At 60.3% G+C, this 15778-nt stretch carries 9 protein-coding genes; 2 read left to right on the forward strand and 7 right to left on the reverse strand.

What is annotated here, in order from left to right:
• Positions 1 to 11 precede the first annotated feature (11 nt).
• The 4 genes from AYJ57_RS23145 to AYJ57_RS23160 all read right to left on the reverse strand — a co-directional run bounded on the left by AYJ57_RS23145 (position 12) and on the right by AYJ57_RS23160 (position 5839).
• The gene (locus AYJ57_RS23145; RefSeq protein ID WP_193789573.1) at positions 12 to 1409 is read right to left on the reverse strand and encodes an oligosaccharide flippase family protein; all 1398 of its coding nucleotides are present in this window, start codon (positions 1407 to 1409) and stop codon (positions 12 to 14) included.
• Positions 1410 to 1903: 494 nt separating this feature from the next.
• Positions 1904 to 2593, reverse strand: coding sequence for a sugar transferase (locus tag AYJ57_RS23150; protein WP_083191497.1), 690 nt, complete (start codon positions 2591 to 2593; stop codon positions 1904 to 1906).
• Between the two features lie 174 nt (positions 2594 to 2767).
• The gene (locus AYJ57_RS23155; protein WP_066111540.1) at positions 2768 to 3709 is read right to left on the reverse strand and encodes a sulfotransferase family protein; all 942 of its coding nucleotides are present in this window, start codon (positions 3707 to 3709) and stop codon (positions 2768 to 2770) included.
• Between the two features lie 72 nt (positions 3710 to 3781).
• Positions 3782 to 5839, reverse strand: a complete 2058-nt coding sequence (locus AYJ57_RS23160; RefSeq protein ID WP_066111543.1) for an acyltransferase family protein — start codon at positions 5837 to 5839, stop codon at positions 3782 to 3784.
• 420 nt (positions 5840 to 6259) lie between these two features.
• Here AYJ57_RS23160 and AYJ57_RS23165 point away from each other — a divergent pair, with 420 nt between their 5' ends.
• Both AYJ57_RS23165 and AYJ57_RS23170 read left to right on the forward strand, forming a co-directional pair.
• Positions 6260 to 8017 (forward strand): GMC oxidoreductase, encoded by a 1758-nt coding sequence (locus AYJ57_RS23165; protein ID WP_193789574.1) that lies wholly within the window; start codon positions 6260 to 6262, stop codon positions 8015 to 8017.
• The gene (locus tag AYJ57_RS23170; protein ID WP_083191499.1) at positions 8014 to 9318 is read left to right on the forward strand and encodes an O-antigen ligase family protein; all 1305 of its coding nucleotides are present in this window, start codon (positions 8014 to 8016) and stop codon (positions 9316 to 9318) included. The genes AYJ57_RS23165 and AYJ57_RS23170 overlap by 4 nt, the downstream gene beginning before the upstream one ends.
• A gap of 63 nt (positions 9319 to 9381) precedes the next feature.
• Here AYJ57_RS23170 and AYJ57_RS23175 read toward each other — a convergent pair whose 3' ends face one another.
• The 3 genes from AYJ57_RS23175 to AYJ57_RS25730 all read right to left on the reverse strand — a co-directional run bounded on the left by AYJ57_RS23175 (position 9382) and on the right by AYJ57_RS25730 (position 15521).
• Positions 9382 to 10272, reverse strand: coding sequence for a family 16 glycosylhydrolase (locus AYJ57_RS23175; RefSeq protein ID WP_083191500.1), 891 nt, complete (start codon positions 10270 to 10272; stop codon positions 9382 to 9384).
• The gene (locus AYJ57_RS23180; protein WP_083191501.1) at positions 10269 to 11237 is read right to left on the reverse strand and encodes a sulfotransferase domain-containing protein; all 969 of its coding nucleotides are present in this window, start codon (positions 11235 to 11237) and stop codon (positions 10269 to 10271) included. The genes AYJ57_RS23175 and AYJ57_RS23180 overlap by 4 nt, the downstream gene beginning before the upstream one ends.
• 396 nt (positions 11238 to 11633) lie before the next feature.
• On the reverse strand, positions 11634 to 15521 hold the full coding sequence (locus AYJ57_RS25730; RefSeq protein WP_083191502.1) for a LamG-like jellyroll fold domain-containing protein: 3888 nt from the start codon (positions 15519 to 15521) through the stop codon (positions 11634 to 11636).
• Positions 15522 to 15778: the final 257 nt, after the last annotated feature.

The following is a 15778-nucleotide window of genomic DNA, read 5'->3' on the forward strand; positions in this document are numbered from 1 at the left end:
CGGCTGTGGCGCTACACGTCCGTGCGCCGGTGCACCGAGGCCCGAAGTCGTGCGACATCACTCCGCAGCGACCCCATGCCCACGAGGCCGGCGAGCCCCACCGACACGGCCGCACAGGCAAGCGACAGCAGCGCCGATACGGTCTCCCCCGCGCCGGCCTCGGCGATCACGTGCTGCGTCGCAAGCCCGACCACGACCCCGACAGCGGTTGGCAGCACCAACACGCGCGCAGCCGCCCACCTGTCGAGCGGAACGCAGCGGCACAGATAGCCCCAGTAGCGCGGCATATAGGCCACCGCAAAGAGACTGCGCATCGCAACTGCCATCTCCAGCCCGAAGGGCAGCGCCGCAAGGAAAACTATCGTGCCGAGCAGCAGCCTTTCGACCGCCATGCGCAGCCTCAGGTCGGTTCGATCCGAGACCATGAAAACCCGCGCGCCGGTCGACGAAATCGCTTCCAGAAGAAGCGCCGGGACAGCGAGGGCGAAAATATTCGCCACTGGACGCCACGGTTCGGACAGCAGCCAGACAAACACGGTTTCACCCGCGAACGCCAGAACGATGAACCCGGGAAAGAGCAACGTCGCCAACAGTCGCGTTGCCGCCAGATAGAGCGCAGCAACCTCTTCAGCGCCGCGCCCCTCGCGCCATTGCCGTGACATGGATACGAGAGTGACCTGCGCCACCGGCCCCGCAAGCCCGGTTCTCGCGGGCCGCGAGGCCCGTTCCGTCATGGACCAGAGCGAGACCGCGTGGCTACTGAGGACCTGCCCGAATGCCAGAACCGGCGTCTGGCTTTGCAGCGTCATGACGCCGGAAAACAACAAGGTGTTCTTGCCGAAATTCAGATGCGGCATGAGCAAACGCCGACTGAACGCCAGACGCGGCCTGAACCCCGAGAGCCACGCAAAGGCAGCCCCCCGTAGCCCCGCGGTGGCGATTTGCTGCGCCACCAAGGCCCAGTATCCGGCCCCGGCAAGCGCCAAGCCCAGTGCAAGCAGAACTCCAAGAATTCCAGATGCAACTGTGACCTTCGAGATCTGATCGAAGCGAAAATCGCGCTCTAGCGCCGATTGGTGGGTCGAAATGCAGGCCTGAATGAAAGGTACCGCCGCGAGCACCGAAACGACGCCGATCAGCTCCTGCTCGTGCATCACCTTGGCATAGATCGGCGCTGCCGCCACAACCGCCGCCGCAAGAGCGAGTCCGACCAATCCCAGAAACCAGAACACCGTGCTCCACTCGTCGACATTAAACTCTTGCCTGCGGACCAGCGAGCGTCCAAGGCCAGCGTCACTGAGTGTATTGGCGAAGAGCGGTATGGTCATGCCAAGAGCCATGATGGCAAAATCATGCATGTCGAGCACGCGCGCCAAAAGAGGCACGCTTGCAAGTTGCAGCAGCGTCAAAACCGCCCGAGCCCCAATGAGAGCACTGATGCTCGAGAAAAAGCCGCCTGAATATATACCCCTAGGTATATTTTCCACCAACCCCGCCATTACCAATCACAGATCTGGAATTTGCGAGGGCAGCGCTTACTTGCTATGTAGCTGATCCAAGGCAGACTGTTCGACCAAACGCGCGCCTGTGGCATGAAAGCTCCATGGAATAGGTGTAGCTGCATTGAAATGAAACGAAAACAGGAACCATCTTCCAGCATGTGGATGTATCGCTGCTTTGCGATCCTCGTGCTCGCTATGATTTCAGCCTTCTTGCTAAGAACCCTTTTCGGAGGAAGCACTTTGCTATGGCTGCTGGGTGCTTGGATCTTGAGCGGACCGCTCATTTTGCTTGATTCAATCTTACTGGACGCTCGCTCTGGGAAAAACCGGGGAAAACCCCAAAGCAGGACCCAAGTGCGCGGGCAGAACGCGGAACAAGCTCCGTTGAGCGGTCCGCGCAATCAGTAAGCCCCGCGCCCAGACAAGGTGACAAATTTCCGCGCCGTCGTCCAGATCAGCTGAAGGTCCGTCGCGAATGAGCCTGACTGAACATAGGTTGCGTCGAGCTTCACCCGTTTGCTGTAGCTTGAATCCGAGCGTTCGGCTGCCTGCCAAGGGCCGGTAAGACCGGGACGGACCTGCAAATAGAGGTGCTGCGCCACGCCATAGTATTTGAGTTCATCCTCGACGATCGGGCGCGGCCCGACGATCGACATGTCACCCCGAAGTACGTTCAGGATTTGCGGAAGCTCGTCAAGACTCGACTTTCTGAGGGCACTGCCGATGTAGGGAAGGATCCGAGGGTCTTCTTTCAGTTTCCGCGTCCCCTCCCATTCGGCCTGAAGGTCCGGGTTCAAGGCAAGGAGCGCGTCGAGCCTTGTGTCAGCGTCCAGCACCATCGTGCGAAACTTGTAGCACTGAAACTTACGCCCCCCCTTCCCGATGCGCGTATGCGCATAGATCGCCGGCCCACGATCGGTGAGCACGATCGCAACGAGGATTGTCACAAAGACCGGCAGGAAGAGCAGGATCATCAGCATCGCGAAGGCCAAGTCGAACACGCGTTTACCTCGCGAATTGCGAGTCCATGAACTTGTCGATGAAATATCGGGCGTGTCGTCGAGCCGAGAGACATCGGGTCGATGTGCCATGAAAAGTCCTCGCTGTTAAATGTACCACAGCACCGAACAACTCAAATTGCGTGTAAAAATTCTAAAATATACTTTTTCTTTCCCTATGCTACGCAAGAGACGCCACACATCAAGACGTTTTTAACCAAAGGCGGAAAAGCGCAAATCGCGGGAGGTGGGGCGGTAGGTTTCGCGTTAATTTTCATCGCTTGGCTCTAGCTCCGTAGCGGGCAGCAGCGCTTCGCTGTATTCCGTCACACCCAATTGTGTCAAAATCCGCGCCAACCGATCCACTTGCTTGTCACTGAACTCTTGCCGCCACTTTCCGACCTGCGACAGAGGGTAATTCAGCAGCGCCCCATCGACGGTCATGCGGCTCGCTTGGTTGACGCGGGCAAGAACCCCCTCGGGCACCGGCTCGCCCCATGTGTGGAACAATCGCGCCACCTCGCGTTCCGGGTAAAGCTTGAGCGTCTCGTAGTGCATGCGGATCGTGCGCTCTTGGGTCTGCGCATCGCTGAGCGCGGGCTTTTGCATCAGACACCACATGGCGACGATCCGCTCTGCATCCGTCTCCAGGCTGCGAATAAAACCCGCATATTCAGATAGATATTCAAAGTACCTGCCGCGCGATAGAACCTCATCCATGCCCGCCGTTCCAAAATTCCCCATCCGCTTCTGCGACGCGGCAATCGCAAAAGGGTGCCGCAGGAAATGGATCGGTTTGCGCCGAAACGCGATGCGGCGCACCAGCCACGGCAAGACCCCGTTGGCCCGGCAGCATTTTACCAAAAGATGCTCGGCACGCACGAAATCCGCCACGGGACTTGCCCAACTGGTCCATTGGTTGATGTATCCGCCGGACAGCATGCGCCGGATGAACAGTTCAGCCTCGGGCCAGTCTGCATCCGGCGGAATGTACTGCCGCCACGAGAACCCCAAATCCCGAACACGCGGGGCGTTGTCGAGGTGAAACGGCTCCCAGATAACAGCGCTGGGACGGGACTCGCACAGAAGCTCGCTCAGCCATGTCGAGCCGCTGCGCGGGTCGCAGGACAGCAGTATGGCGTCCTCGGGCTCAAAGCTTTTGAAACGCAGGGCAGTCGAAATGAAGCGCGCGCGAAGTGCCTGTTTCATTGCGGTTTCGTCCTCTGTGCTGCGGTCCTTGGTCTTTTCGTTCAATCCCGGCCCGTCGTGCCGACACTGGGATCAAGGCGTTCGGCGCAAAGCGTCGCGCTCCGGGCCGCGCGTCTGCACCATGCGTCCTGCCATCAAACCGTCGAAGGCGGGCCCGAGAAAGGCCGCTCCCGCAGCGCTCAGATGATCATCATCATAATAAAGCGGCGTCCCGTCACGCATGGCATGGCACATGTGCTCGTCGCAAAAGACCTCACTGGGCAAGATTTTTAGCGCGTCGTGCCGCGCGACGATCCTGTCGAGCTCGGCACGCACGGCGGCGTTGCGCCCCTCGAACACGTCTCGTGGCAGACCAAATGGCTCGGTACTGCGCCCCTGCAGCGAGTATTTGGCTAATGTCTCCGGCACCTTGTAGCCAATCTCGGGGATGGGATAGACGATGACGACAGTGCGCCCCGCCGCGCGCAATTGCCCCACCGTTTCGTCCAGCTTGGCCATGAGCCGCTCGAGGCGTTCGGCCTCTGGCCATGGTCCGCTTGTCACATCGGCATAGCGCGTTGGGCTCCAGTCGCGCTCGGACAGCCCGAAGTCGGCCATATATCCTTTCGACGCCAGCGCGTATCGCGCCACAAGAATGACGGTTTCGATCGTCTCGCTTCGCAGCAAGTAGTCGAGCGCGCCGTTTCCGTACTCTGCGCAGCGTCCGGTCTGGCCGTCCAACCGCTCCGTTTCGGGAACCGGGAGGCATCCTGCCCGCGCCAGATAGGCCAAACTGCGCCCGCTGCGACGCGCGGCGGCTTCAACCTCGGGGAGCAGCGCGCCCGCGTGGCTGTCGCCCCAGAGCGCAACGGTAGGCGCAACCTCCGCCTCGGCGCCGAAAAGACAGGGATCGCCCGGTGCACGCCACGCGTCGTCGCGCCCGGTGCATTCGCGCAGTCGCGGATGCTGACCATCCGAGAAGGCGGCGAGCCGCGCGGCCTCGGTGGGCAAACGGAAGGGCAAACCGCCCCCCGCCGTCACCCCCACCGCCGTGAGCGAAACCACCATGATGCCCGCCAGAGCGACCAGAAGGGTCCGCACCGGCCCAGCGGGGCGTGACGCAGAGACCGTGGGGCTGCTGCTCCGCCGCCGAAAGGGCACTTCGACCCATGCCCAGCTTGCCCAAGCCAGCGCAAAGGAGAGCGAGACAACCAGTACGCAGCCCAGCACATCGGGCCTGTCGAAGACGATCTGCTGATAGAAGACGATGACAGGCCAGTGCCAAAGATACAGCGAATACGAGATCAGCCCCGTCCAAACGAATGGCCGGACGCTCAGCAGCCGGTCGCATATCGTGTTCATCTTGCCGCCCGCCGCGATGATCATCGCGGCACCGGCCACAGGCATCAGCGCCGCCCACCCCGGAAAGACGGTCGCCTCATCAAAGCCCAGCACAGCGGCCCCGATCAGGACGAGCCCTGCAAGCCCCATGACCTCGCGCGGGACACGCCCCATGCTGCGCAGCGGCAGCAGGGCGACCAGCGCGCCAAGCCCCAACTCCCAAGCGCGCCAAGGCAGCAGGTAATAGCCCATGGCAGGGCGCGCTTCGGTCGTCAGGCCACTCAGGCACAGGGACAAAAGCGTAAGCACCGCGATTGGCAACGCTGGCTTCCAGCGCAGGGCCGCGATCGCCAGCATCAACGGCGGAAAGAAGATATAAAACTGCTCTTCGATCGCCAGCGACCACGTGTGGAGAAGGGGCTGATCGTAGATGCCCGGACTGAAATACCCCGTCTCAGACCAGAACAGCATGTTCGAAACGAACAGCGCCGCGGCAAGCCCCGCCCGCCCGGCTGCGGCGTAATCAGCTGGCATCAATAGGAAATAACCGGCCAGCAAGGACACCGCGATCACCAGCAAGAGCGCCGGAAGAATGCGCCGCGCGCGACGCTCGTAGAAGCGTAGGATAGAAAACTCGCCCGCTTCGATCTCGCGATGAATGATCGTGGTGATCAAGAAGCCCGAGATGACGAAGAAGACGTCAACGCCGACGAAGCCGCCCGAAAACACTTGGACATCCGCGTGGAACAGGACCACCGGAAGCACGGCCACGGCGCGCAGCCCGTCGATATCCCGACGATAACCGATCATCCTTCACACATCCGTGTTCCGCCTCTGGGAAGCGGGGATCGCCTACACGGCCTTTTGCGCGCCGATCCATCAGACGGTCCGCCGGGGTGAGAAACGTCATGAAACGCACTGCTAATATGGAATAAATCCCATAACCCGGCGCCGCACCCGATGCTGTTGCAGTCGTCAAAATCCTCGTGTTGGGGTGACACGGCGGCTTCCCAATCATGGCTGAAATAATGAGCACGAAAGACGTTAAGATAATCTCGATTCCTATCCTGGAACGGTAGACGCCTATAGTTTCGCAATTCAAGACTTGCGTGGCCTGCCGGGTCGGCACATCCTGCAATTCACTTGCTTAAAATTAATTTGATCCATTTTCAGCCTGCGGAATTCATCCTATGCGATTGATCTCAAACACATCCTTGGCGTCCTTCCGTTTTGACAATTGCCGAACTTCGGATGTGCCGGAAAATCCAGCCAAAGCACGAAAAACCAGCATTCGATCATCAACGCTCATGGTTGCGCCACAGCGCGTCGCCCCCGGTTGAGGGTCTGGCGATGCCCTTGATCGACGCGCGCACTGCCCGCAGCAGAAGTTATGATTGCATCGTCTCCGGTGCGGGTCCTGCCGGGCTCTCTGTTGCGCTTCCGCTGGCCGAAGCTGGCCACCGCGTGCTGATCGTCGAGGCGGGCTCGCACGAGCCCAGCCCCGGACCTGACGCCGAATATGAAACCCCGCAGGCACATGCCGCCGCCTCGATCACCCATTGCCGCGCGCTCGGCGGCACCTCTTGGCTCTGGGGAGGGCGCACGATCCCCCTCATGCCGCATGATCTTTTGGCCAGCGGATGGCCGATGGACTACGCGGACCTCGCACGGCACTACCAGTCCGCCGCAATATTTCTGGGAGCCTCCCCGCCCGAGCAGCCATTCTTTGATCCGCAGACGACCGAGCCTTTTGACCTCAACTCTCAGGAGGTGCTGGCGAACACCGGCTCTTTGCTGCAATGGCACCGCGCGCGGATGGAGGCCCCCTATGGGCCCGACGTGCTTTTGAACGCCACCGCGACCGGCATTATCCTCGGCAAGAGCCCACGCGGCGGCACGCATTGCGAGGGGCTTCGCGTCTGTGCGCAGGGCATCCCCGAGACACTAGAACTTAGAGCGCCAAAAACTGTACTGGCGCAGGGCGGTATCGAAACCCTGCGGCTGCTGCTGGCAGACAAGGTACGCTGGCCCGAAGAGCTTGGCCATCTGCAGGCATTGGGACGCTATTACGCCGGGCATCTCACCGGCAGTGTGGCCAGCATCGTCTTTCGCCGGGAAGATGAGGTCGATGCATTTGGCTGGCGTCCGCTCGCACAGCGCGGCTCTGTCCGGCGGATCTTCCGCAGCACCGCTGCCGCGATGGCGGAGGGTGTGAACATGTTCTTCTGGGCTCAGAACTGGCCGATCGCCGATGCCGAACATGGATCCGGCCTGTTGTCAGCGAAATTCCTCGCAAAACGTGCGTTCCGGCGACCTGAGCAGAATACCGACCCGCACGGCCCCGGCGTCGCCGCTCCGCAGCGAACCTCTGCCGCCTCGGCGCATCTGCATAACGTCCTGAGCGATGGCCCAACCGTTCTACGCGGATTGCCCGGAGTGATCCGCGCGCGGTTCAGTCAGCGGCGGCAGGCGCTCGACCATCTTGTGCCAAACGGGGCGCGCCGCTACCGCCTCGCCTATCATGCCGAGCAGGAATCGCGGACGGAGAACAGGATCGAACTCGCCGGACCGGTTGAGCCGGGCAGACTGCCGAAGATCCGGATTGCCTTGGATTTCTCGCAACCGGATATCGACAGGGTCGTGCACGGACATAAGATGCTCGCTCAGTCACTCTCGCGCAGCAGCATTGCAGAACTGCAATATGACGCGCCAATCGGAGCGCGCAGAGCTGCGATCCGGGCGCTGGCACAGGATGGCTATCATCAGACCGGAGTGGCCCGGATGGGCGCAGATCCCAAAGACAGCGTAGTGGGGCCGGATTGTGAGGTGCATGGCATCGCCGATCTGTTCATCGCCGGAGCCGCCGTGTTCCGCAGCAGCGCTGGCGTGCAACCGACCCATTCGATCGTCGCGCTGTCCATGCGGATCGCCGAACATATCGCCGCCGGAACAGACGCCGCTTCGCAGCGCAGCTCGAGCGCATCATGAGTACCGCAAAACCCAAAACGTCGCTCGCTCCGACCCACTCTGCGCACATGCGTCCCGCCGAGTTCGGCCTCGCCATCGTTTGGTTTCTGGTCACCTTCACCACCTTCCCTAACGATCACCTCGTGCTCTATCCCCTTGCGATTTACCTCAGTTACGCGATTCTCCGAGACCGCCGCGCGACCTTTCCGCTGATCATTGGGGCGTGGCCGCTCTTTTTGCTGCCCCTCTGGGCCATTGCAAGCGCGCCACTCGGCGTGGTGCCGGATGTGGCCTTCCGGGGCGGGTTGCAGATGCTGCTTACATCGCTGATCTGCGTTCTCTTCGCCGCGTGGATGAGCCCGCGACAGGTGCTGATCGCCGCCTTCATCGCAACCGGGATCTGCGGCATCCTCAGCGTCTTTTTCACGAAAGTCCAAGAGGGTGCGATGACCGGCATTTTTGCCCACAAGAATATGCTCGGTGCGAAAATGGTCGTGCTGTGGGCGGCTGCACTCTGTCTTGCCTGCGACCGGTGGATCAGGCTTTGGCTGCGTCTGGTCGCGGTCGCGCTCGCGGCGCTGGCATTCCTGCTCATTCTTGCCAGTCAATCGGCAACGGCTCTCGTCCTGTCGTTCGTGGTGGTCTGTGTCATTGGCGCGTCCAGCTTCCTTTCGCGCTCCGCAGACCGTATTGCTGCGGGCCTGATCGCCCTCGGCGCGATGGCCTCCCTAACCCCGTTCTTGATCGAGCAACGTGACCATCTGCTCGAGCTTTTCCTTGGAAGCGTCGGAAAGTCCAAAACTTTGACCGGGCGAACCGAGCTCTGGAACTTCGCCGAAGACGTGATCCGGCAAAATCCGATCACTGGACTAGGCGCTGGCGGCTTCTGGCGCTACCAAGAAAGTCCGCTGGTGCAGGAAATCTTCGCTCAATTTCACAAAAGTCCCAACCACGTGTTCTCTTTTCACAACGCCTATTACGAAATCACGGTTCATTTTGGCCTTATCGGCTTGGGATGCATCCTTGTCACATTGGCCTGGGCACTGTCACATTTGGCCTTTTTGGTGCTCCGGCGCGGCGGCATGCCGTTCGTTTTCCTGCTCACAGGCGCGTTGGTTCAGACCATACGGACTATGGTTGAAAGTGACCTGATGCGCCCCTTCGTTCTGGCAAACATGCTGATCTGGATCGGAGCATGCTATGCCATCAAGAACCGCCACCCCATCTTTCTGCCCGAAAGGGTGATACGCTATGGGATTCAGCGGCAATCGGGCGGAAGCCCGGATGTGCCGCAACGCGCGGCCTCCACCGGGGCGGAATAGCCGCCGGGCCGCGGCCCGAAACACGCAGAACTCCCGGAAAACTGCGGATGTCACAGCCCCAGGTCAGCCGCCGGTCATCAGGTCGCTACAGGTCGGAGTGTCCCCGCTCGGCAGCGAATAGGACATGCATTGCACCAGCAATTTAGCGCGCGCATCTTCCGGCGCCATACCCGACCACGTCGCATGTTTGGGCCCCCCTGCCCATAGATCAATGAAGATCTTCATCGGAAGACTCGGCATCTCTTCCGCCCCCTCCAACCGAAACATCAACTTGTCCTCGACGTACCAAGAGATCGAGTCCTCGGTCCACTCGAACGCGTAAAGCCTCGGCTTTTCCGCTGAGTCGAACCCCAGTTCCATCCATGGGGGCTCCTGCAGTGGCTTGCCATCGAGGAACCGGTTGAACTGGGCCTTGGTGCTGTCCTTTCCGAGAATCTCGATGTCGATCTCCTCGTGGCTGTCGCCGAAATGTTCGCCAGTATAGAGGTAGAACCCGGTAATCAGCCCCTCGCCCGCCGCGGCCTGCATGACGATCTCAAAGCGGCCGTAGCTGAACCATTTGGTGTTCTGTAGCTGTCCGCTGACAAATTTCTTGGCGATCTTGCCTTCTTGAATAAGGGTAGCGCCGTTGGTGGTCATCTCTTCCAGAGATACACGGTTTTCGACGGCGGTGGGGGCAAGGCTCAGGGTAACGCCAGACTCATCGACCGTCACAGCCCGCTTGCGCCAGCCGGTCTCCTGCCATGCACCGGAGTGGTCATACTCCGCCCGCCACCAATTTGGCGTCAGGCCGGCGAAGGGGAAGACTGTGCGGAAGGGCTCACCCATCTCGCGTTTCTTGCCCTCCTGAGCCAGCGCGAAACATGGCTGAACCGCAAGACACGCGGCAAGCGCGAAAGCTTTCAGGCACCCCGAGTTGGGCCAGAGACGAGAGCGATGGAATGCCAAGGTCATGAGGTCACCTCGAGGTTTCTGAACACATCACTGCGGGAAATTTGAGGGCGAAAGACTGGAAACGCGGCTTGGACGTTCAGCGTGCGCTGTGGCGGGCCGACGCCTTTCTTAGCGGCTAAATTGGAAACGTCTGGCCGGTAAGTTCGCAGAACCTTGCGGCATCCCGGGTCAGATCGGCGCGCAGCAGCGCGCGAAGCCTCGGGCAACGGCGGCGGCTTGCGTGAATTGCCTCTGGCCAGTGCTATTCGCAACCGATCTCGAAAGCCGCGCCCGATCCGCATTGCGACCGCCCGGCCCTGCGGGGTCTTAGCAAGCCTGAGAATGGGCGCGGGCACCCGCGCGAGTTGGCCGCTGTCATTCTGCACACCTGCGACCGAAATCTCTCGATCCGCCACACCGATATGATCATGGATGCGCGGCATCACGCGCTGCGGAACTTGGGTCAACTCGTCAAGATCGACCACGAGGATCGCTTCAGCCGGGAAATGTTCGAGATATGCCTCGCGCTGAAGCGCAAAGCGACTGGTGTCCAGCGCATTCCGGTTAACGTGTTGCTCGACAAACTCGTCAATGCCGACCTCTAGATTGCCCGTAATGACATTGTGCCGGATGTGCGACTCCGCCCGCAAGACCGGGTCCCGCACGATGTCGATCAAGCGCACGTCCGGGGTGAACTGCGCCATACGCTCGGGCACACTCCGAAAGATATGGCACTGCGTGTAGTTGCGGCTTGCCTGCCCACACAACGAAACTTCCCCGGAAAGCTGATCGGAATACCACTCCAGACGCTTGCCGAAGTTCTTCTTTCTCAAAAAGAAATCCGGCTCTTTGTCGCGCGACATATCGATATCTTGATGATTGGCGAGCAGGCCGTAGCGCGTGCTCGTGCCACATTTCATCGCCCTCACCACAACAAAATGCGGCAAGTGCAGCGAGGCAATGGCCGCCAACATCTCTTGCTTCATTGCATCTCACCTCTGAAATCGCGCTTGAAAAGCGGTGCCAACGCAGGCCCGCCCAGCAAGCTCGGAGTATCAAGGTCCAAAAGCAAACGTCTGATACAACATAAAATATATGTCAGTTAGGTCAGTCAGTAATTTGAATGGGGTCTCGATCAAGAAATTCAATTCGACCCTAACACAAACACCCCAGCACTGCCAAAGGAACGGCCACTCCATCTGGGTGGAACAAAAACTGCGGGAGGCTGCGCAAAATATTAGCGACACCGGCGCGCTCTGCTGCCGCCGAATGTGGCTCGCACCCAGCAAAATTCCCGAAAGTGCTGCGTGCCAGGCAAAGAGGCGCGCGCTTCCGGCCCGCGCAACGGCGGGCCGGAAAAAGTTCACTGCGGATCAGGCCGTTCAGACGAGGTCATAGAGACCCTGCGATGCTGCAAACCAGCTCACGTCTTCGGCTACGTGTCGGATCTCGCTATCTCGCGCCTGATCTTCTTGAACATATACACTCGCGCTGTCGGCGGCGAGTTGTTCTAGACGCAGCGCAACCGGATCGCTGCCATTGCTCGAAGAGATCGACGCGATCAGAGCTACATCAGACAGGCTCTGATCGAAATCGACAGTGCCCGCTTTGTGCTTGATCCCGGAGGTCACGCCCGCCGAGATGCCCTGGTCAGACGTTCCGACTTCGATCGCCACGACATAGACCGTCTCGGACGCGAAGCTGCCCCAGTCTCCTTCCTGCCGCTGCAGGAACAGATCGAGCGTGCCGTCACTCGCCACATCGCTGCGCACAACCATCGCCTCGGCATTGGCATGGCTGCCGATCTGGGTGAGAACAGCGAATTCGCCGTTCAGTCCCGACAGATCGACGGAAGCTTTGCCAAGCGCGTCGGTTTCCACCGCCATGGCGACCAATTGCCGACCGTCTGACAGGCTGTGGGTGCCGCTCGGCAGTGCCATCCAGCTGACGCTTTCGGCAACATGGCCGCCGTCGAGATAGTCCCACTCTTCGATCTGCATGGTAAAGCCCGAGTCCGTCACCTGACCGACGCGGCCAAAGGCTGCCTCTGACTCGTTCGAGCTAAGCGGCCCAAGGATCACCACAGGATTGTCCATGGTCTCTTGGAAGCTGGTTTTATACCAGGCATCACCCGAGCTTTGCTCGAAGGTCGCGCCGCCAACTTCCAGCATTGCCACCGGTGCGAGGCTGCCGGTGTCGCCGTTGTCCACGGGCTCGGGAACGGTCGACTCGATGTAGCTTGTGCCAGATCCAAAATCGAAGCTGTCCTCGAAGGTGAAGCTTTGGAGAGGCTGATCTGCGGCGTCGGTTGCCACTTCGTTGAAGCGGCCATCGGCGATCTCGGACTGGCTGCGGGCCTCTTCCCAAACCCGGACTTCATCGAGGGCCCCAACAAAACCGCGCGAATAGCTTTGCCCATCCGCGAGCGTGTCGAGGGTTACCGAGCCGGTCCACTGGGAGGACGACGAGCCAACCGCTTCGCCGTCGGCGAAGATCGTGACAACACCATCCTCGCGAACCACCGCATAGTGGGTCCAGACGCCATCCACCGCATCGACCGAAGCGACTGCGATGCTTTGCTCGTCGACCTCGACGTTGAGCTTACCATTGCGGAACGTCAGCTCAAAGCCCGCACCGCTGATGATCGCATCCGCCGCCGAAATGTTCTTGCCCGCGGCCAGTTGTGCCCAAGCTTCGATGGTGAAGTCGCCGTTCAGGACAACATCCGAGATCGTCGCCCCGCTGTCGGTCAGTTCCAGCGCGCTGCCACCGGCAATCGCTTTGCCTTTGTTGGTCCCAGATTGGTTGCCACCAGTTTCTGTGTCGGTGCCCGTTCCTGTGTCGGTGTCGGTGCCAGTCCCAGTGTCGGTGCCAGTCCCGGTATCGGTGCCAGTCCCAGTGTCGGTGCCAGTCCCAGTGTCGGTGCCGGTCCCAGTGTCGGTACCGGTCCCAGTGTCGGTGCCAGTCCCAGTGTCGGTGCCAGTCCCAGTGTCGGTGCCAGTCCCGGTATCGGTGCCAGTCCCAGTGTCGGTGCCAGTCCCAGTGTCGGTGCCGGTCCCAGTGTCGGTACCAGTCCCAGTGTCAGTCGAGCCGCTGCCGGTTTGGCCGGAGAAGCCGTAGTCGCTGAAAATATTGATCTCGCCGGAAGGCAATTCGAACTCGGTGATCTCGAACTGTTCAAGATACGCGTCAGAGAAGCCCACCAGATTGATGTCGATGCGGTAGGAGAAATGCTCACCCGTCACCCGGTCGGTGATCCAGATGGCGATGGGCATGACCCAACCGCCGTTGCCGTCCTGCATGGCTCCGTGAATCTCGACCAGCTCCTCGGGAGTCGGCCGGCCAAGATGATCGTCAAGAAGCTCGATGCCATCCTTGTCGGAGGTTGGAACTTCTACCCACTTATTCGACCCAAGTCGCATGGTCCCGGCGTTGTCGGTGATTGTCCCCGAGATAAGAAGATCGTGGTCGCGGGGGCCCATGGTAAGGTCGGCACTGTTATCGAGCACAAGGATTGGCCGGTCGAGGGTCTGCATGCTTGCGCCGGACTGCCATTGTAGCCGCTCATCGCCGTAGTAAGGCGATTCAACGAGCGTGTTCACATCTTTAAAAGTATTCCCGATGTAGACGCCTTCATTGTTGATGCCCCGATCCGAGATCGCGATGTTGAAGCCTTCGAAATGGCTGTCGATAATCGACGTGCCTTCGTGCTTGTTGAACAGTCGGATTGCTCGGTTCGCACCATCGTCATCGGCAATGAAGAGGCCATCGCGAATGACGTATTCGCCGGTGTAGTTGAAGACATCGAACACGCGCTCGACTTCCCACGCCACGAGGCCGACGATGTCGCTTCGAAGGTCCGTGGTCGTCGCCACATCCTGACGGTGTCCCGTGTCGAGGACCGTATCCACGGCAACCGCAACATTGTCCCAAAACCCGACAATCGCCGGCTCTTCGTTGTTCAACTCGTCCTTAAGCGGCATCGGGTCGAACTGCAGCGCATCGCGATCGGGATTGTCGACGCTGGTCTCGGCCGCTCGGAACATCCATCCGGTGTTGGCGTTTGCGGCGATGTTGTCTTGCTGGACGATTTGCCGGGCCTGATTTTCATAGGCGACGCCGCTGTGGCCGAAGTCGGCCGAAAGCTCATCGCGGGCGATCGAGAAGTCCGTGCCATCGCCGGGAATGCCAGTGACGAAATTCCCAATCCATTGGCCGGTTTCGTCGCCGTCCTCCGAGACGATGCCCGCACCGACGATGTCATGGACGAAGTTGTAATCCACCGCAGCATTGCTCGAGTGCTGCACGATGCCCCACCCCGGCGAGCCATGCACCGAGTTACCGTAGAGGACAGCCATGTCGCTGCCAGCTTCGGTGCCGGTCTCATGCAGGTGCAGAGGGTAGCGGGCCGACACGTTCTCACCCACATCAAGCGGCAGGGACTTGTCGGTCCGGCCCAGCTCCGAGAACTCCGCAAACTGAATGGAGGCATCGGGGGTGTGCATCATCATCACGTGGCCGCGGACCCCTTCGGGGTTCTCCGAGGAAATGACGATGTTGCGGGTTTCGTTGCCGACGTAGATGTCCAGCTCGTCGTAACCGGGGGGGGTGGTGTGGTCGTACTGAAGGGCGCTGTCGAGGGTCAGCTTGACCCCGGTCGCGGTCTGTTCGATCGCAACGATCTTGCGGCTCTCGTCCTCGAATTGGCCAACCTGGGTACCCATGACGACGATCGTGTCGCCGACCTGCCAGCCTTCGGTGCCGCCATCAAGGACCAGCGATGTGCTGCCAGCGGTCGCGTTGCCTTCCAGCGTTCCATAGGGCGATTTCTCTGCGCCCTGCATCCGGACGCTGCCCTGCGCAATCAGACCGTGGCTGAGATAGGCGGGGTCGATGCTCGTGTCGATTGGGCCATCGGCGATGACAATGTTCGCAGTCACACCGGCTTCGACCGGTTTCTCGGCGGTGCCGACGGTCAACCGCGACGCGGTTCCGGTGACAAGGGTTTCGACAAGCAGGTTGGTGTCCTGATCGGTCGCGAAGTCGAGGGCGCCATCCACACGCACCCATTCAATTCTTGCGTTGGAAGTGGAGTCGTATTCGACGTCAACACCTTCGGGTATATACACTTTTGCGTCAACGCCCGGAATTTTTCCGTTTTCCCAGGTTGACGGATCGTTCCATTTTCCCGATGTTGACGCTACGTGAGTTGCTTCGGTTGGATTCGCAAAAGCCAGCGTCGCATCTACGTGCGAAGTCATATCGTCCATTGAGTACAGCTCTCCATTTTTCACACGCCCCTTTTTCCACTTCAGCGTGTGTTTATACGAATTAGGTGGTTTCGATTTGCGGCAGATCGATGGCCAAACGTTGTTTGCATCGCGGTTTGCTTCCGGCTTTTTTTGGTACCCCTGTCCGGAAAGCTGACGTACTCAAGACATGCTCTAACCACCCGCGCGAAGTGAAATTCAGCGCGAACAATGGGGTATGCCTCGTGCCGACGCGAAAACGTCGAGCCTAGCTTAGC

It is taken from the genome of Salipiger sp. CCB-MM3, assembly GCF_001687105.1.
Classification (GTDB): Bacteria; Pseudomonadota; Alphaproteobacteria; order Rhodobacterales; family Rhodobacteraceae; genus Salipiger.

Bases quoted from the DNA above. Each gene is read 5' to 3' on its own strand.
- AYJ57_RS23170 (WP_083191499.1), top strand. From the start codon at position 8,014: ATGAGTACCGCAAAACCCAAAACGTCGCTCGCTCCGACCCACTCTGCG.
- AYJ57_RS23180 (WP_083191501.1), bottom strand. From the start codon at position 11,237: ATGAAGCAAGAGATGTTGGCGGCCATTGCCTCGCTGCACTTGCCGCAT.
- AYJ57_RS25730 (WP_083191502.1), bottom strand. From the start codon at position 15,521: ATGGACGATATGACTTCGCACGTAGATGCGACGCTGGCTTTTGCGAAT.
- AYJ57_RS23175 (WP_083191500.1), bottom strand. From the start codon at position 10,272: ATGACCTTGGCATTCCATCGCTCTCGTCTCTGGCCCAACTCGGGGTGC.
- AYJ57_RS23160 (WP_066111543.1), bottom strand. From the start codon at position 5,839: ATGATCGGTTATCGTCGGGATATCGACGGGCTGCGCGCCGTGGCCGTG.
- AYJ57_RS23150 (WP_083191497.1), bottom strand. From the start codon at position 2,593: ATGGCACATCGACCCGATGTCTCTCGGCTCGACGACACGCCCGATATT.
- AYJ57_RS23155 (WP_066111540.1), bottom strand. From the start codon at position 3,709: ATGAAACAGGCACTTCGCGCGCGCTTCATTTCGACTGCCCTGCGTTTC.